The sequence below is a fragment of the Arthrobacter sp. E44 genome, from assembly GCF_041877125.1.
In the GTDB taxonomy this organism is placed as follows: Bacteria; Actinomycetota; Actinomycetes; order Actinomycetales; family Micrococcaceae; genus Arthrobacter.
In genome coordinates, this window is record NZ_JBHDJA010000008.1 from 132,099 (window position 1) to 148,498 (window position 16,400).

Annotated in this window: 15 protein-coding genes; 10 read left to right on the plus strand and 5 right to left on the minus strand. The window is 64.9% G+C overall.

Annotated elements, in window-relative coordinates:
• Positions 1–98: 98 nt before the first annotated feature.
• From ACETK3_RS09375 to ACETK3_RS09385, 3 genes are all read right to left on the minus strand, one after another.
• Complete coding sequence (locus ACETK3_RS09375; RefSeq protein ID WP_373992778.1) at positions 99–755, minus strand: alpha/beta hydrolase; 657 nt, start codon at positions 753–755, stop codon at positions 99–101.
• Between the two features lie 186 nt (positions 756–941).
• Positions 942–1,793: an aminoglycoside phosphotransferase family protein gene (locus ACETK3_RS09380; protein WP_306970240.1), complete on the minus strand. Its 852-nt coding sequence runs from the start codon at positions 1,791–1,793 to the stop codon at positions 942–944.
• 40 nt (positions 1,794–1,833) lie between these two features.
• A complete protein-coding gene (locus tag ACETK3_RS09385) occupies positions 1,834–2,706 on the minus strand; it encodes a CPBP family intramembrane glutamic endopeptidase (protein WP_306970242.1) in 873 nt (290 codons plus the stop codon).
• 386 nt (positions 2,707–3,092) lie between these two features.
• Here ACETK3_RS09385 and ACETK3_RS09390 point away from each other — a divergent pair, with 386 nt between their 5' ends.
• Both ACETK3_RS09390 and ACETK3_RS09395 read left to right on the plus strand, forming a co-directional pair.
• Positions 3,093–4,166: a glucose 1-dehydrogenase gene (locus ACETK3_RS09390; protein WP_306970282.1), complete on the plus strand. Its 1,074-nt coding sequence runs from the start codon at positions 3,093–3,095 to the stop codon at positions 4,164–4,166.
• The gene (locus ACETK3_RS09395) at positions 4,163–5,125 is read left to right on the plus strand and encodes an aldose 1-epimerase family protein (protein ID WP_306970244.1); all 963 of its coding nucleotides are present in this window, start codon (positions 4,163–4,165) and stop codon (positions 5,123–5,125) included. Before ACETK3_RS09390 ends, ACETK3_RS09395 begins: the two co-directional genes overlap by 4 nt.
• 104 nt (positions 5,126–5,229) lie before the next feature.
• Here the strand turns inward: ACETK3_RS09395 and ACETK3_RS09400 are convergent, their stop codons facing one another.
• Positions 5,230–5,736: a MarR family winged helix-turn-helix transcriptional regulator gene (locus ACETK3_RS09400; RefSeq protein ID WP_236802492.1), complete on the minus strand. Its 507-nt coding sequence runs from the start codon at positions 5,734–5,736 to the stop codon at positions 5,230–5,232.
• 90 nt (positions 5,737–5,826) lie between these two features.
• On the opposite strand from ACETK3_RS09400, the gene ACETK3_RS09405 reads away from it, so the two are divergent.
• The 8 genes from ACETK3_RS09405 (at position 5,827) to ACETK3_RS09440 (ending at position 14,822) form a co-directional block, all read left to right on the plus strand.
• Positions 5,827–6,294, plus strand: coding sequence for a hypothetical protein (locus tag ACETK3_RS09405; protein WP_306970247.1), 468 nt, complete (start codon positions 5,827–5,829; stop codon positions 6,292–6,294).
• Positions 6,291–6,932, plus strand: coding sequence for a gluconate 2-dehydrogenase subunit 3 family protein (locus ACETK3_RS09410; RefSeq protein ID WP_306970248.1), 642 nt, complete (start codon positions 6,291–6,293; stop codon positions 6,930–6,932). Before ACETK3_RS09405 ends, ACETK3_RS09410 begins: the two co-directional genes overlap by 4 nt.
• The gene (locus ACETK3_RS09415) at positions 6,929–8,584 is read left to right on the plus strand and encodes a GMC family oxidoreductase (protein ID WP_306970250.1); all 1,656 of its coding nucleotides are present in this window, start codon (positions 6,929–6,931) and stop codon (positions 8,582–8,584) included. Before ACETK3_RS09410 ends, ACETK3_RS09415 begins: the two co-directional genes overlap by 4 nt.
• Before the next feature lie 2 nt (positions 8,585–8,586).
• A complete protein-coding gene (locus ACETK3_RS09420; RefSeq protein WP_306970252.1) occupies positions 8,587–10,377 on the plus strand; it encodes a thiamine pyrophosphate-requiring protein in 1,791 nt (596 codons plus the stop codon).
• Between the two features lie 3 nt (positions 10,378–10,380).
• Positions 10,381–11,487: an enolase C-terminal domain-like protein gene (locus ACETK3_RS09425; RefSeq protein WP_373992779.1), complete on the plus strand. Its 1,107-nt coding sequence runs from the start codon at positions 10,381–10,383 to the stop codon at positions 11,485–11,487.
• An 85-nt stretch (positions 11,488–11,572) separates the two neighbouring features.
• Positions 11,573–12,328, plus strand: a complete 756-nt coding sequence (locus ACETK3_RS09430; RefSeq protein ID WP_237430342.1) for a ZIP family metal transporter — start codon at positions 11,573–11,575, stop codon at positions 12,326–12,328.
• A 21-nt stretch (positions 12,329–12,349) separates the two neighbouring features.
• Positions 12,350–12,988 (plus strand): hypothetical protein, encoded by a 639-nt coding sequence (locus ACETK3_RS09435; protein ID WP_306970254.1) that lies wholly within the window; start codon positions 12,350–12,352, stop codon positions 12,986–12,988.
• Positions 12,972–14,822: a glycoside hydrolase family 15 protein gene (locus tag ACETK3_RS09440; protein WP_306970255.1), complete on the plus strand. Its 1,851-nt coding sequence runs from the start codon at positions 12,972–12,974 to the stop codon at positions 14,820–14,822. Before ACETK3_RS09435 ends, ACETK3_RS09440 begins: the two co-directional genes overlap by 17 nt.
• A 90-nt stretch (positions 14,823–14,912) precedes the next feature.
• Here ACETK3_RS09440 and ACETK3_RS09445 read toward each other — a convergent pair whose 3' ends face one another.
• The gene (locus ACETK3_RS09445) at positions 14,913–16,262 is read right to left on the minus strand and encodes an MFS transporter (protein ID WP_237430339.1); all 1,350 of its coding nucleotides are present in this window, start codon (positions 16,260–16,262) and stop codon (positions 14,913–14,915) included.
• Positions 16,263–16,400 lie beyond the last annotated feature (138 nt).

A 16,400-nucleotide genomic window follows, 5' to 3' on the forward strand; every position in this document is an offset into this window, starting at 1 on the left:
CTGGGCGTGTCCCGTGCGAAGCATTTTTGGCAACGTCTAACCTCACCGATCTTCGGTCAGGCAGCGAATCCAGGAAAATATTGCTCTTGAGGTGGACTTCAGACGCTCATGATCACCGTGGCGAGATCCGCGGGGCGGCTGATGAAAGGTGAATGTCCCGCCTTGATGGTGACCGAGGTGGTGCACCTTGCCGCCATGCGTTCCTGAAGCGCGGGATCCAGTGCTTTGTCACCCTCGCAGAGAACGTAGGTGCTCTCAAGGCTTTGCCACGCCATGCGCTCCGGTATTCCGCGGCCGTGGCCCGGTTGCTGCGGTACCAGCAGCGCCGTTGCCCAGGCGCTGTCGGCGTCAGTGCAGTCGGCATAAAGGGCTTCCCGGGCGAGCCCTGGCTGAATGCTGGTGCTTCCATCGTCGTTGTGCTGCAGTGCGCTGTTGATTGCAGCGCCGGGACCGCCCAGGGAGGCCCCGCTCTCACCCGCAGTGGGCACGAATGCCGCGACGTAAACGAGTCGCGAAATTCGTTGCAGGCCGCTGATGACTGACCCCCCGTAGGAGTGACCGACGGCGACGGGCGGGACGTGGCACGCGTCCACCACCTCCTGCACCGCCGCAGTATCCGCGGCCAGCGAGCCCCGATGCAGACGGGGAACATGGACAGTAACAGCCTGCTCCCTTAGGGCCTCCGCGAGCCGGTCAAAGTGGGCGGGCTGGTGCCACAATCCGTGCACAAGTACCACCTCGGCCTGCTGCCCCATGCTCACAGCTTAGGGATACCCCCTGGCTTCCTTGGGCATCTTAACCAGCGTTCCTGGTTTGAAATCGAGCAACTCAACTCCGCCCGGCAGGAAAGGCACTGGACGAAGTGGTTCGCTTCAGAGCTTGGCAGAGCTGGTGGCTATGTTGAGTTGAAGGCCCAAAACCAGCCCCAATCGCAAGCCCGGTCAGTAGTTAGCGAGGGCATCCCGGAGCATGTGGTGACCTTGTTCCTCGAACTCACGGTCACCAACCTGGAACGCCCAGGCAGCGGTGGAGACAGCTTCGCGAAGCTGGGTTATGTTCCAAAGCCTGCTCTCTCGAGGGTCGAAACCGTACCCCTTGAAGAAGGCCTCCTCCAGTTCAGGGCCCGATCGCCATTGCTGCGCGGCCAAGCGGCAGAAATCGCTGAGTGCGGGTCTGAACTCGAACCGTCCGAAGTCGATGATCCTGAGCTCGGTCCCGTTCATGAGCCAGTTGCGCGGTTGCCAGTCGCCGTGGGTCGGGACGGCCCTGACCGGTTCCGGCCGGTAGGAGGCGAGGATGTTCCGCGCTTTTTCTGCGGCGGCTTTTTCCATCTGCTGGGGCTTGTCCAGCCAGGCCATTGCTTTGGCGGTGGCTGCATCTTCATACTGCGGGTCCACCCGTACCGCTTGGGCGTGGAAGGCACGCAGTAACTGGCCGGCCTGCAGGTAGGTGTCTGCGTCATATTCAGCGGCTCCTCCTTCGACCGGGGAACCGTCCAGGTATTCCGTCACCAAGAGGTTCAGCCCTCGACTGGCAGTTACTAAGCTGGGTGCCCTGCCCTTGGAGGCCCAGATGCCGGTGAAGGACCCGTGGGCCGCTATCTCACGGCCGATGTGACGGTTGGCCGGTCCCGCAGCCTTGACCACGTATCTGCGCTCACCGTGCTCCACCTCCAGCACGGTGGTATCTACGAGATTCCACGAAAGATCATTCAGGAGGCGAACGCCGGGAAACCGGCTCTCCACAAAGCCAGCCTGTCCGGCGCTGAGCCGGTTCCGGTGCCAGGATTCCATCCCTGGAGACTACCGGGGCGAGAACAATGCCAGAGCTTTTTCACGCGGGATGCAGTCCCAGCTGATGCCAGGTGAGGTGTTCGTGGTCGGTCAGAGCGACCACTGCGACTCCGATCCAGAGTGCGGCGCTGAGCAGCGAGGCGTGGATCAAGAAGGATGTCCCACTCAGGGACGGCGAGAGGATAGGGAGTGTGCTGGCTGCGTAGCTTGCATGCATCAGAGTTGCCACGAGCAGGCTCCTTGTCCTGTCGTAGACCCATACCATCAGCACCCGGTAGGCCGTCAACGATGCGACGGAGCAGAGGAAGTAGAGCGGCACATAGAGCGCGACCGGAACTTCCCCGTTCGAAGTCCCGGCGGTCCAGAGGATCTGGAACAAATGCCAGGGCCCCCAAAGTGCACCCACGATAAGCCCTGTGGCCAGGACACCGTGGCGTAGCCGCAGCCGCGGGATGGAAAATCCTGTCCAGCCAACTTCTTCGAGCAGGACTGAGACGCCTACTCCAAGGACGGGCAGAAGGAGAGCGATCTTGTCCTCGGCCGTGAGGATCGGCGGCAGGAATATGGGAGAAGCGATCGACAGGACGGAGAGGACCACAGCCGTCAGGACGGGTGCGGTAAGGAGGGCGATGGTGTACCAGCGGCCTGCCACCCGCCACTTAGCCAACCGGGATCCGATCTCACGGAGGCCCGCCTTTCCGGTGAGGAGGCCGGTCAGCAGGAGCCCTGCGATGGCAGGCCCCGTGAGCATGGCCAGGACGGCTGGAAGGAACCGGGGGTCGGTTTGCCAGAAGGCCCGCGCAAAATAGCCGGGCCCTCCCACAATCAGGAAAAGACTCCACGAGATGGCGAACGTAAGAATGTAATAGCTCAGTACTTGATGCCGCCTGACAAAGGCGACGATGACGTTCATTGAAACCTCCTACCCATGAGGACCCTTTGCGACCTGCCTTCCGCCGAGAAGCCGAAGCCGGGGGGCCCACCGATGCCAGACGCGGCTTGAATCCCTGGTGCTGAAGTTGTTTGCGGGCACATAGCCGGCAGGACCACTGGGACGCGCTCGAGCTCTCGGACACGCTTCCTCTACGCCGAACCAATTTAGCGCTGCACCATAGGCGCCACCAGGGCCGTTCGCCTCCGGGTGGGCCACGCATCTGACCCAGAGGGTAACCAGGCGGAGCAGGTGATGGCATCCTCAGCTGGGGTGCCCGACGGTCGTCCCCGGACGCGCCGACCGTTGCGGTAACGCAAATAACGCGGGACACTGGCCAAAGGTATCCATGGCCAAAGGGAGGCATGATGCGAGCGTTGACCGTTACACCTGGAGAAAAGGACTCATTGCACCTGCGGGAGGTTCCAGACCCCGGGACCGGCGAGGGCCAGGTACTGGTGGAGTCCCTGGCCGTGGGCCTGTGCGGAACCGACAGCGAGATCATCGCCGCCGACTACGGGGAAGCACCTCCGGGCCAGGACTACCTGGTGCTGGGCCACGAGAACCTCGGCCGGGTGATCGACGCTTCCCCGGATTCCGGCTTAGCTAAAGGCGACCTGGTGGTGGGAATTGTCCGCAGGCCCGATCCGGAGCCATGCAAGGCCTGCGCCTCCGGGGAATGGGACATGTGCCTCAATGGCAAGTACACCGAGCACGGAATCAAGGGCCTGGATGGTTTCGCGCGGGAACGGTGGCGGGCCGACGCCCAGGCGATGGTGAAACTGGACTCACGTCTGCAGGATGTAGGCGTCCTGCTGGAACCCACCACCATCGTGGCCAAGGCGTGGGAACAAATCAACCGAATCGGGCAGCGGGCATTTTTCGACCCCCACACCGCCGTCGTCACCGGCGCCGGGCCCGTTGGGCTGCTGGCGGCGCTGCTGGGAGTCCAGCAAGGCCTTGACGTGCACGTTTTTGACATTGTCACAGACGGTCCCAAGCCACAGCTCGTCCGCGACCTGGGGGCCACCTACCACAGCGAGCCCCTGCCGGATTCGGGCATCAAACCCAATGTGCTTGTTGAATGCACCGGCGTCACCCCCGTGGTCCTGGACGCACTCAAATGCCGGGCCCAGGACGCCATCACCTGCCTGACGGGCGTTTCCGCAACAGGCAAACAAACAAGGGTGGACGTGGGCGCGCTCAATCGCGAGGAGGTGCTAATGAACGGCGTGGTCTTCGGCAGCGTCAACGCGAACCGACGGCACTACGACGCCGGCGCGGAGGCCCTCGCCAAGGCAGACCTTGAGTGGCTGCGCCGCCTCATCAGCCGCCGGCTACCGTTGGAGAGCTTCGCGGAGGCCTTCAAGCACCAGCCCGACGATGTCAAGGTGGTCCTGGACCTGGAAGCAGGAGCCGACGAGGGGAACGAACGGTCATGAACCGGGAAGGCGGCCCTCAAGGAGCAGGCGCGGACCACCTGTTTCCTTCGGGGCGGCAATACGACATAGCCTTCGATCGCCAAAGCGCCACACTGACCGAAGTGGGCGCTGCATTGCGCATCTACCGCCAGGACGGCCGGGACCTGCTTGACGGATACGGGAAGGACGACATGTGCACAGGCGCGCGGGGACAGTCGCTCATCCCCTGGCCCAACCGGATCAAAGGTGGCCGCTACGAGTGGGAAGGCAGGCACCTCCAGCTCGACCTCAGCGAGCCGGACAAGGGCGGTGCAATCCACGGGCTGACACGGTGGCGGAACTGGACTGTCCACCGCCGTACCGCGGACTCCATTTCGTTCACCTACACCCTGCACGCCTGCCAAGGCTGGCCCTGGGTGCTCGACTGCCACTTGGACTACCAGCTTGGCCATGACGGATTGACTGTCCGCACCACGGCCGTGAACCGCAGTACAGAGCCATGCCCCTTTGGCACAGGAGCGCATCCTTATCTCAGCACCGGAGTGGGCCGCCCCGGTGCTATTGACGCCGGTCTGGTGCAAGTGCCCGGGCGTACCTTCCTGCCAGTGGATCCGCAGGGCATCCCCACCGGGCATGAACGTGTGGACGGCACCGAGTACGACCTGCGGGAACTACAGCAACTGGGAGGGCGGCACATCGATGTTGCCTACACGGATCTACTTCGCGATGCTGACGGGCTGGCTCGGGTGAAACTCCTCCGGCCGGATCGCACCGGAGGGGTTGAGCTGTGCGTGGACGAGACCTATCCGTACCTGGAAATCTTCACCGGCGACACCCTCCCCCAGCCGGACCGCCGACGCAGCGGACTGGGGGTCGAACCCATGACGTGCGCACCCGACGCCTTCAACTCCGGCGAGGGAATGATCACCCTTGAACCCGGGCAATCCCACACCGCCCAGTGGGGCATCAGGCCGCTCTAAGGAAAGACCGTAAGGAAAAGCCATACGAGCGCAACATCAACCATTGCGCAAACGCAAGTATTGGAGTTCAATGAAAACATGGCTTCTGCGGCGTCAGGATCCGGTCACTTCAGTTCCCGGGCTCCCAATGTAAATCGGCCATCGGAAGTGCCCTGGCCGCCGGCGGCGGCCGCAAAAGCCTCCAGCGCCGCAGCCAGCGCCGGGCGCCGGCCCGATGGCATCCTCGAAATGACCTCTCCAATCGCCTGCCGCCGATGGTCCAGCACCGAATCAACCAAGGCATGTCCTTTCGCCGTCAGCTCGAGCCGGACGTATCGCCGGTCTGCCGGGTCCTCCCGCCGCTCCAGCAGGCCCGCAGCCACCAGTCGGTCGCAGATGCGCGTGGCATTGGAGGCATGCACACCCAGTTCAGCGGCGACTCCGCCCAGGTTTTGCGGGCCGCGGGTGTGGATCAGGACCAGGACCCGCAGCTGCGGAGTATTTACCACGTCCTCCACCTCGGCAACAGAGCGGGCAACGACCCCCAGGAGAGTATCGGCGGCACGCATCACCGCCTCGACTTCCCGGGTCGAAGGTTCTTGGACTGATTCAGGTCCACCAGCTGCATCCATGGGCACCAGTTTCCTCCGATAGTTGCTTTCCCGCAAAGTTTGAAGGTTCTACAGGACCGGTACGGACCTGCAGTCCAGGTTAGGAGAATCGTGAGAACACAACAGGCAAAAGATACCGTGGCCGGCACGGTGCACGGGATCGACCGGTTGATCAGGAATGTGCAGACTGGCCGGTTTGAGCGGTCCCTTTCGGCGCTGACGGCGGCAGGCGCCCTGGTGACCGCTGCGGAGATTTTCCTGGAGCATGACAAGGCAAGCTTCGGCAACAAATGGATGTGGGCTCCGGTTGCCCTTGGTCCGTTGGGAGCTGCCGCCGGGGTGGCAGGGGTCTTCAGCCGCCGCATGGCCAAGACGGCGCTGCCGCTGGCCAGCGCAGCCATTGTCGCCAATGGGCTGCAGGGCACCTGGCTGCATTTGCAGGGTATCCGGCAGAAGCCCGGAGGCCTGTCCAACCTGCGCTACAACCTGGAGATGGGCCCGCCACTCTTCGCACCTCTGCTGGTCACCCTGGTGGGCGGCATGGGGTTGCTGGCCTCGGTCCTGAGGAGGGAACCGTGACCGGGCTCCCCCTGCAGAGAGACGACGGCGGCGGACGCTACCCCGGCTTCAGCACCGTCGCCCAGGCGCGGCACTGGGACCCGGCGACGACCGCCGTCGTGCAATCCCGGATGGGCATGCCCCCGGACGTCCGCTTCTTCACCCCGGAGGAGGAGGCGGCGGCGCGGGCCCTGTTTGACCAGTTACTGGACCAGCAGGCGGAACCGCGGGTGCCGGTGGTGAACATGGTGGACGCCCGCCTGGCGGAGGAGGAGACCGACGGCTGGCACTACGACAACATGCCGCGGGACGGCGAGGCCTGGCGGGCCTCCCTGGCTGCACTGGACCAGGATGCCATGTCCCGGGAGAACTGTAGCTTCGCCCTGCTCAGTTTGGACGGCCAAGCGAAGCTGCTGCAGGACATCTGCGACCTGGACCGGGACCTGTGGCGTGGGCTGCCGGCGGACCGAGTGTGGAGCCTCTGGACACGTTATGCCTGCACCGCGTTCTACTCCCATCCCCTGGCCTGGGACGAAATCGGCTTCGGCGGGCCGGCCTACCCGCGTGGCTACAAGAACCTCGGCGTGGACCGGCTGGAACCATTTGAAGTGCGTGATGTACGGCCGGAAGCGGATCCCACGCATGGGGCTGACAGATGAGCAACCTGCGGGAACGCAATGAATCCGCCTGGCTGCTGCCGAAGGGCCCCGGCAGCAACCTGGGGCTCAGGGATAACATGCGCCGGTACCGCGACGACGACGAGGTGGACATCGTCATCGTGGGCTGCGGCGCCGGAGGAGCCACGCTCCTACAGCGCCTCGCGCGGGCCGGCTGGCGGGCCGTGGGCCTGGAGGCCGGCCCGTTCTGGGAGCCCGAGCAGGACTGGGTCAGCGATGAGGCCGGCTCCCACCACCTGTACTGGACCGAACCCCGGGTCATCGGCGGCAGCGACCCCGTCCCCTTGGGCTCCAATAATTCCGGCCGGGGCGTGGGCGGTTCGATGGTCCATTTTGCCGGCTACACACCGCGTTTCCATCCCAGCGATTTCCATACCCTCAGCGCTGACGGAGTGGGCGCCGACTGGCCGCTGGGGTACGGTGAACTGCGGCCCTACTACGAGGACGTTGAGGCCGAACTTCCCGTTTCGGGGGAATACTGGCCTTGGGGCGATCCGCACGGCTACCCCCATCGGCCGCACCCGGTCTCCGGCAACGGCGAGCTGTTCCTGAGGGGCGCAAACGTCTGCGGCGTCACGGCAAAGGTGGGGCCGGTGGCCATCGCGAATGGCCGGTTCGGCAACCGTCCGCACTGCATTTACCGGGGCTTCTGCCTCCAGGGCTGCAAGGTCAACGCCAAGGCTTCACCGCTGATCACGCACATCCCCGACGCCCTGGCGCATGGCGCCGAAATCCGGCCCGACGCAATGGCCACCACGATCGTGCTGGACGAACGCACCGGCCTGGCAACCGGCGTCGACTACGTCCAGGGCGGCATCCGCAGGTTCCAGCGCGCCCGCCTGGTGGCCGTGGCAGGCTATTCGATCGAAACGCCCCGGCTGCTGCTGAACTCCACGTCGGCGCGCTTCCCGCACGGGATGTGCAACGACTTCGACCAGGTGGGCCGGTACCTGATGGTGCAGGGCGCGCCCCAGACCGCTGGACGGTTCCAGGCGGAGGTGCGGATGTGGAAGGCTCCGCCCCCGGAGGTCAGCACCGAGGACTTCTACGAAACAGACCCCGCTAAGCCGTACAAACGAGGCTTCTCCATCCAGTGTGTGTCCCCGCTTCCGATCACCTGGGCGGAGCATGTCGCCGCCCAGGGACACTGGGGCGCGGCTCTCCGCCGGTACATGAGCGACTATCCGCACTGGGCGTGCCTGGGTGCACTCTGCGAATTCCTTCCCCTTGAAGGGAACAGGGTGACCCTCGCGGATGAAACGGACCGCAACGGCATCCCCATCGCTTCCTTCAGCTACAGCCAGTGCGACAACGACCGGCAGCTGATGTCTGCAGCGCAGCAGGTCATGGAGCGGATCCTCACGGCGGCGGGAGCGGAGGAGGTCATCACCATCAACCGCTATGCGCATTTGGTGGGCGGTGCCCGCATGGCCGCCGTCGAGCAGGAAGGAGTGGTGGACCGGAACCTGCGGAGCTTTGCTGTACCAAACCTGCTGGTGACTGACGGCAGCGTCCTGCCCACGCAGGGAAGCGCGAACCCGGCCCTGACCATCATGGCGCTTGCGGCCCGCGCCGCCCGCGTCCTGGTCCAAGGCGCCCGCAGGGGCGTCACGATGAGCATGAAGGAAGACTGATCATGGCAACTACAGTGGCTGACTACCTGCTCTCCCGCCTGGGCGAGTGGGGCGTGGACAAGGTTTTCGGTTTCCCCGGAGACGGCATCAACGGCATCCTGGCCGCCTTCGGCAAGGCGGGCAACCTGCCAAAATTCATCCAGGCCCGGCACGAGGAGATGGCAGCGTTCGAAGCCGTGGGCTATGCCAAGTTCGGTGGCCGTGCCGCCATCTGCATGGCCACCTCCGGCCCCGGCGCAATCCACCTCCTCAACGGGCTGTACGACGCCAAGCTGGACCATGTTCCCGTGGTGGCCATCGTCGGCCAGACGGCACGCAGCGCCATGGGAGGGTCCTACCAGCAGGAAGTCGACCTGCTGACCCTGTTCAAGGACGTCGCCTCAGACTACGTCCAGATGGTTACGGTTCCAGAGCAGCTGCCCAACGTCATCGACCGCGCCATCCGGATCGCGGAGGCGCAGCGGGCTCCTACTGCCGTCATCATCCCCTCCGACGTCCAGGAGCTCGAATACGCGGCACCCACGCACGAATTCAAGATGGTCCCCTCCAGCGTGGGAATCCGCTGGCCGGATATCCAGCCGGACAGTGAGTCAATCCGCGGTGCCGCCCAGCTCCTGAATGAAGGCTCCAAGGTGGCCATCCTCATTGGCCAGGGTGCGCGGGGCGCAGCGGCCGAGGTCCGGGAAGTGGCAGAGCTGCTGGGCGCGGGAGTGGCGAAGGCGCTCCTGGGCAAGGATTCGCTGCCCGATGACCTCCCGTACGTCACGGGTTCCATCGGTCTCCTGGGCACCCGGCCGAGCTACGAGATGATGCGCGACTGCGACACGCTGCTGACGGTGGGCTCCAGTTTTCCCTATACCCAGTTCCTGCCCGAACCCGGCCAGGCCCGCGGGGTGCAGATCGACGTGGACCCGAAGATGGTCGGGCTGCGCTACACGAACGAGTTCAACATCGTGGCCGACGCCGGCACCGCATTGCGGGCCCTGATCCCACACCTGGAGCGCAAGCCGGACCGGTCCTGGCAGGAAAACCTGGAATCGTCCATCAGCCGTTGGTGGGAAACCATGCACGATGAGGCCATGGTCAGCGCCGATCCCGTCAATCCCATGCGGCTGTTCGCCGAGCTCTCCACCCGGCTTACGGCCAACGCCATGCTCAGCGCCGATTCCGGCTCTTCAGCCAACTGGTACGCCCGGCAGCTGAAGTTCCGGGGAGAGGTCCGGGGCTCCTTGTCGGGCAACCTGGCCACCATGGGGGCCGGGGTTCCCTACGCTATCGGTGCCAAGTTTGCCCACCCCGGCCGGCCGGCGATCGCCTTCGCCGGTGACGGTGCCATGCAAATGAACGGGCTCGCCGAGCTGATCACCATCAAGCACTACTGGCACGAATGGGATGATCCCCGCCTGGTGGTGGCCGTCCTGCACAACAACGACCTCAACCAGGTCACCTGGGAAATGCGGGCCATGGGCGGTGTGCCCGCCTTCCGCGAATCCCAGGCGCTCCCGGACGTGGACTACGCCGGGTTCGCCGAAAGCCTGGGCTTGCAGGGTATCCACGTGGACAATCCCGACGACGTCGGACCGGCCTGGGAGAAAGCCCTCGCCGCGGACAGGCCCACACTCCTGGACGTCCGCACCGACCCCGACATTCCGCCCATTCCACCACACGCCACCCTTGAACAGGCGCGGAAGACCGCCGAGGCCATGGTCAAGGGTGATGACAGTGCCTGGGGCGTGGTGAAGGAGGGCGTCAAGACCAAGATCCAGGAATTCCTGCCGCACAAGGAGGGCTGAAGGGTGGGATCCGGGGAGGCCCCCGTCACGGCCCTCAATGCCGCGGTGTACACAGTTCCCACGGATGCGCCGGAAGCGGATGGCACCTTCAGCTGGGACTCCACCACGATGGTGCTGGTGCAGGCCGCGGCGGGCGGGAAGACGGGCCTGGGATGGACGTACGCACCGGCCGCCACAGCGGACCTGGTGGAAGCGCTCCTCGGCCCAGCCGTGCACGGCGTTGACGCCCTGGACGTGCCGGCCGCTGCGGCGGCGATGGCCCGGACGGTGCGCAACCCCGGCAGCACGGGGCTGGCATCCTACGCCGTCTCTGCCGTCGACTGTGCCCTCTGGGACCTGAAGGCCCGCCTCCTGGACCTGCCGCTGCACAAACTCCTCGGCTCGGTCAGGGACAGCGTGGCGGTCTACGGCAGCGGCGGGTTCACCACCTATTCGGAAAAGCAGCTGCGCACCCAGCTGGAAGGCTGGGCCCACGGCCAACGCATCCCGCGCGTGAAGATCAAGATTGGCCAGGACAACGGAAGCAACGTTCTCCGGGACCTGGAGCGCATCCGCCAGGCGCGTTCCGCCGTCGGCCCTGGCGTGGAACTGTTTGTCGATGCCAACGGCGCCTATACCGACAAACAGGCTGTCCGCGTCATGCGCGAGGTTGCAGCGGAGAACGTGACGTGGTTCGAGGAGCCCGTCTCAAGCGACCACCTGGCCGGGCTCCGGGTGGTGCGGGACGCGGTGGACGCGGACGTGGCAGCCGGCGAATACGGGACCGGTCTCCCCTACTTCCAACGCCTGTGCGCCGCGGATGCCATCGACTGCCTGCAAGCGGACGTCAGCAGGTGCGGCGGCATCACCGAGTGGCTGCGCATCGCCGCCGTCGCTGCTGCCCACGGCCTGGAAGTCTCCGGCCACTGCGCGCCCCACCTGAGCGCCGCCGTCGCCGCCGCCACTCCCAACTTCCGCCACTTGGAATGGTTCCACGACCACGTCCGGATCGAGAACCTCTTCTTTGACGGAACGCTCGACCCCGGCGGCGGAGTCCTGCAACCTGGCGACGGGCCCGGCAACGGGCTGTCTCTGCGCATAACTGAGGCCGACGAATACCGGGTCCGCTGACATGTTTGACCAACAGGAAAGGACTCGTCCCCGTGAATAACCCGAACCGTGAACAGCAGCACTGCCTTCTGGCCGGTGCCTCGTAATGCCGGCATGGTTGCTGGCCTGGATGTGGGGCACCATCGCCGGCGGGGCTCTGGTGGTCGGCTGCGCCATGGCATGGAAATGGAAGATTCCGTCCAAAGTAGTGTCCTCCGTGATGTCCTTCGGCGCGGGCGTGCTGATCTCAGCCCTCGCCTTCGAGCTGGTGGAAGAAGCAGTCAACGGCGGTGGTCTCTGGCCCACGATCGTGGGCTTCGCCACCGGCGCCGTCGTTTACGTTGCCGCCAACGCCCTGCTGGCCCGCAAAGGCGCCGAGCACCGCAAACGCTCGGGTGGGAAACAGCCGTCGGAGCAGCAAAAGCCAGGTAGCGGGACCGCCATCGCCGTCGGGGCGCTGCTGGACGGTATCCCGGAATCGGTGGTCCTCGGCGTCGGACTGGTGACCGCCGGTGCAGTCAGCCCGGCCATGCTGGCCGCCGTCTTCATCTCCAACGTCCCCGAAGGCCTCTCCAGCACGGCCGGCATGAAGAAAGCCGGCCGCAGCGCCAAATACGTCTTCGGAGTCTGGGTGGGCATCGCCGTGCTCTCAGGGATTGCGGCGCTGGTCGGGTTCCTGGTCCTGCAGGACGCCCCTGCCGAAGTCGTCGCCTTCATCACTGCGGTAGCAGCAGGAGCCATCCTGGCCATGCTCGCCGACACGATGATCCCCGAAGCCTTCGAAGAACACCACCTGCTCACCGGCCTCATCGCCGCCGCCGGATTCCTGGCTGCCTTCACTGTCGACCAGGTAGGCGGCTGAAACACGACCGAAAGGACCCCAATGAGTAGCAATCCCGGCAAGGCTGGCCGCGCCAACCCCGAGCCGCTGAACCCAGACCCTACAGGCCAGGACCCCAGTGCCACCGACCCTGGCGCAGATGCCAAACTGCAGCTCCAGCTGGCCATCTTCGACGTCACCAAGGACGCGCAGGGCAAAAGCCTGGACGAGATTCAGGAAAGCCTGCGCTCTGCCTTCGCAGCCCGTGGCGTCGAGGCACCCCCGGGCACCTGGCTGGAGTCGGTAGCCTCCTCGGCCTTCTACGGCGAGCCTTACATCATCGACTTCCCGGCAGCAATCGCGGCAGACGATGCCATGCCGGCCCCTAACAAGAACGTCCGGAAGCGCCTCGCCTTCCGTCGGCAGCTGCGCCAGGAGAAACTCCCGACCGGAACCTTCCCTCCCCCGGCTGAATGGGAAGTGCCAGCCAACGAAATCACCCACCCCGGCACCGCCGGCCACCGCGTCACCGTATCCCGGACCACAGGTGGGAGCCGTATCGTCCTGGTTGCCATAGGGCTGGCAATGGTGGCGCTCGTGGCAATCCGGGCTGCCCGGCGGCCCAGTCGCCTGCTTGGGCCCCTGCCGGCTCAATCATTTACCGGTACGGCCAAGGAGGGCACCCATGTCGGATATCAGTGATTACGCGCTCCTGGGGGACTTGCACACGGCTGCCCTCATCAGTACCAGCGGCTCGATCGACTGGATGTGCCTGCCGAACTTTGACTCCCCGGCCTGCTTCGCTGCCCTGCTGGATACCCCTGCCGCGGGGCGCTGGCTGCTGGCACCCGCCGGGGAAGGAAGGTGCACCCGCCGCTGGTACCGCCCGGGAACGCTCATCCTTGAAACCGAGTGGGAAACTTCCCAAGGAAGCGTCAGGGTCACTGACTTCATGCCTGTCCGCGACGACGGCGCCGACGTGGTGCGTATTGTCGAGGGCCTTCGCGGCAGCGTGCAGATGTACGGGGAATTATGCCTGCGCTTCGATTACGGCCACATCGTTCCCTGGGTGAGGCGCAAAGACCATCGCCTGACCGCCATCGCAGGCCCGGACGCCGCCTACCTCACCACCCCCGCCCCGCTCAAGGGCCGGGACATGCGCACGGTCAGTGACTTCACAGTGCAGGCGGGTGAAAAAGTGCCTTTCGTGCTGCGGTGGGTGCCCAGCAGCAAGCCTGCCCCGCCGGAAACCGACCCGGACAAGGCGCTGGAAACAACGGAGAACTTCTGGCTGAACTGGATTGGCCGCAGCCGGATGGAGGGAAAGTACAAGGATGCGGTTGAACGTTCGTTGATCACCCTCAAGGGGCTTATCTACTCCCCCACGGGTGGCATCGTCGCAGCTCCCACAACTTCCCTGCCGGAAGACCCCGGTGGATCCAGGAACTGGGATTACCGGTTCTGCTGGCTCCGCGACGCGACCCTGACGCTGCAGTCGCTGCTTGCCGGAGGCTACACCGAGGAAGCGGCGGCGTGGCGGGAATGGCTGCTGCGCGCCGTCGCGGGCGACCCCGCCGACCTGCAGATCATGTACGGCATCGACGGCACCCGCCGCCTCCCGGAAACGGAACTGCCGTGGCTTGCAGGGTTCGAAGGTTCCAAACCGGTCAGGATTGGAAACGCCGCCGCACCCCAACTGCAGCTGGATGTATGGGGCGAGGTCCTGGACGGGCTCTCCCTGACCCGCGCCGCCTTTCCGGACACTGTCGATGACTCCTGGGACATCCAGGTGGCCCTCATGGAGTACCTGGAGGGAGCCTGGGACCAGCCCGACAACGGGCTATGGGAAATGCGCGGTCCCCGCCGCCACAACACCCATTCAAAAGTCATGTGCTGGGTGGCGGCGGACCGCATGGTCAAGGGCATCAGGCACTCCGGGTTGCCAGGCCCGGAAGACCGCTGGTCCGCGCTGCGCGACACCATCCATAAAGACGTCATGACGCACGGCTTCAACAGCGAGCGCAATACCTTTGTCCAGTCCTATGGAAGCAACGAGCTGGACGCGAGCCTCCTTTTGATCCCCCGCGTGGGGTTCCTGCCCCACGACCATCCCCGCGTGATCGGCACTGTGGAGGCCATCCAGCAGCACCTCACCGAAGACGGTTTTGTCCTCCGCTACCGCCCACAGGCGAGCAATGATGGCCTCCCCGGGACCGAAGGGGTCTTCCTCGCCTGCTCCTTCTGGCTGGTTGACGCCCTGCTGGGGATCAACCGGCGAAGCGAGGCCGAGGAACTCTTCGAACGCCTCCTCAGCCTCCGCAATGACGTGGGCCTGCTCAGCGAGGAGTGGGACCCCAAGAACGAGCGGCAACTGGGCAACACCCCGCAGGCCTTCAGCCACTTCCCCCTCATCCACTGCGCTTTGCAGCTCCAGCACGGGCAATCCAGGCAAAGCAACACTCCCCTGGCCAGCCCGGAAGACCGTCACGGGGACCGGGCAGGGGACGGTGGCTCCGTGAACGAACAGACATCCTGATGCCCGCATAGGCATCGGTGCCCTCATGAACCTAGGGCCGGCCTCATGAAGCTAGGGCCGGCCTGCGATGCAGGCCGGCCCTACGGACCCTCAGAGGGTATTCCGCCTGCGTGTGTCTGCCTTAGCTTTTTCCGGTTGTCCCGCCCGGGATCGGCCGGCGGCCAGCGGCCTGTCACCGCCGCGCCGCAGTGTCAGCATCACCAGGCCAGCGGCCAGCAGGCAACACGCCAGGAAGATGGAGGTTGCCAGGAAACTGCCTTGCGTCACATCCTGCAGGAAGCCGCCCACGTAGGGTCCGACGAATCCACCAAGGTTGCCTACCGCGTTGATCAATCCCATGGCGGCACCGGCAACGACCACCGGCATCGCACGCGACGCGGAAGCCCAGAAGGGACCGTCATAGGCCAGGGCGCCTGCGACGGCGATGCTGATGAGCGTGACGGCAAGAACGGGCATGTTGTCGCCGGTTGCAACCGAAACCACCAACGCGACAGCTCCCACTGCCATCGACAGCAGCACGTGCGTGGAGTAGCGGCCGGAATGGTCGGCTGCTTTGGCGTTGTACCAGAGGCCGAACATTGCCAACACGTATGGAATTGCCGTAATCAGGCCAACCTCCAGGGAGGACCCGGAGGTGATCGTCTTGATTACGTGGGGAAGCCAGATGTTGATGCCATAGAAGCCGATCTGTATGAGGAAATACACCAGGGTCAGTCGCCACACGACACTGTTTGACAGAACCTGCCGCAGTCCGAGCTTCTCCTGCTGGGGATGTGCCGCTGCGTCAGCAGCAAGTCCCTTCTCGATGTATTCGCGCTCCTGTACCGAGCACCACTTTGCTTCGCGCGGGTGGTCCGCGATCAGGGCCCACCAAAGGGGGGCCGCGATGATGAACGGGAAAATGCCTTCGATGATGAACAACCATCGCCAGTCCGAGAATGAGAGGATCCACCCGGACAGGGGCGCCGTGATGATGGAAGCGATCGCGATATTCATCATCCAGAGCGCATAAGCGCGCGCCCGCTCGGCGGCGGGGAACCAGTGGCTGATCAGTACAAGGATCGCAGGCCAGATCCCGGCCTCGGCGACGCCGAGGAAGAAGCGCACCACCAGCAGCTGGGTGAAGTCCTGGATGAATCCGGAAAGGACAGCCAGCACGCCCCAAATGAGCACCATGATGCCCACGAACTTCTTAGCACTCCAGTGCTCGGCGAGATGCCCGCCTGGTATCTGCAGGACGAGATAGCCGATGAAGAAGATACCTGCCGCCAGGCCCTGCTGGGCGGCGTCGATGCCCAGGTCCTGATGGAGCCCGTTCAGGGCGAACCCGATATTTGTCCTGTCCATGAACGAGATGATGTAGACGATGATAGCGACGGGAATCAGCCGCTTCCACCGGGTATTACCCACTGCCACTGCTGCCGTTACGTTCTGTGCCATAGGAAATGCTCCTTCGCGATATGGCTTATCAGACCGCGCCCCAGTACGCCTGTTGCTCTTACGCAGGCTTGTCGGGCCCCCGTTCCACCATGCAGGCGGAAATGAGCAGGATTCCGGGTGGAACTGCATCGAGATGCG

Bases quoted from the DNA above. Each gene is read 5' to 3' on its own strand.
- ACETK3_RS09375 (WP_373992778.1), bottom strand. From the start codon at position 755: ATGGGGCAGCAGGCCGAGGTGGTACTTGTGCACGGATTGTGGCACCAG.
- ACETK3_RS09380 (WP_306970240.1), bottom strand. From the start codon at position 1,793: ATGGAATCCTGGCACCGGAACCGGCTCAGCGCCGGACAGGCTGGCTTT.
- ACETK3_RS09385 (WP_306970242.1), bottom strand. From the start codon at position 2,706: ATGAACGTCATCGTCGCCTTTGTCAGGCGGCATCAAGTACTGAGCTAT.
- ACETK3_RS09390 (WP_306970282.1), top strand. From the start codon at position 3,093: ATGCGAGCGTTGACCGTTACACCTGGAGAAAAGGACTCATTGCACCTG.
- ACETK3_RS09395 (WP_306970244.1), top strand. From the start codon at position 4,163: ATGAACCGGGAAGGCGGCCCTCAAGGAGCAGGCGCGGACCACCTGTTT.
- ACETK3_RS09400 (WP_236802492.1), bottom strand. From the start codon at position 5,736: ATGGATGCAGCTGGTGGACCTGAATCAGTCCAAGAACCTTCGACCCGG.
- ACETK3_RS09415 (WP_306970250.1), top strand. From the start codon at position 6,929: ATGAGCAACCTGCGGGAACGCAATGAATCCGCCTGGCTGCTGCCGAAG.
- ACETK3_RS09420 (WP_306970252.1), top strand. From the start codon at position 8,587: ATGGCAACTACAGTGGCTGACTACCTGCTCTCCCGCCTGGGCGAGTGG.
- ACETK3_RS09430 (WP_237430342.1), top strand. From the start codon at position 11,573: ATGCCGGCATGGTTGCTGGCCTGGATGTGGGGCACCATCGCCGGCGGG.
- ACETK3_RS09435 (WP_306970254.1), top strand. From the start codon at position 12,350: ATGAGTAGCAATCCCGGCAAGGCTGGCCGCGCCAACCCCGAGCCGCTG.
- ACETK3_RS09440 (WP_306970255.1), top strand. From the start codon at position 12,972: ATGTCGGATATCAGTGATTACGCGCTCCTGGGGGACTTGCACACGGCT.
- ACETK3_RS09445 (WP_237430339.1), bottom strand. From the start codon at position 16,262: ATGGCACAGAACGTAACGGCAGCAGTGGCAGTGGGTAATACCCGGTGG.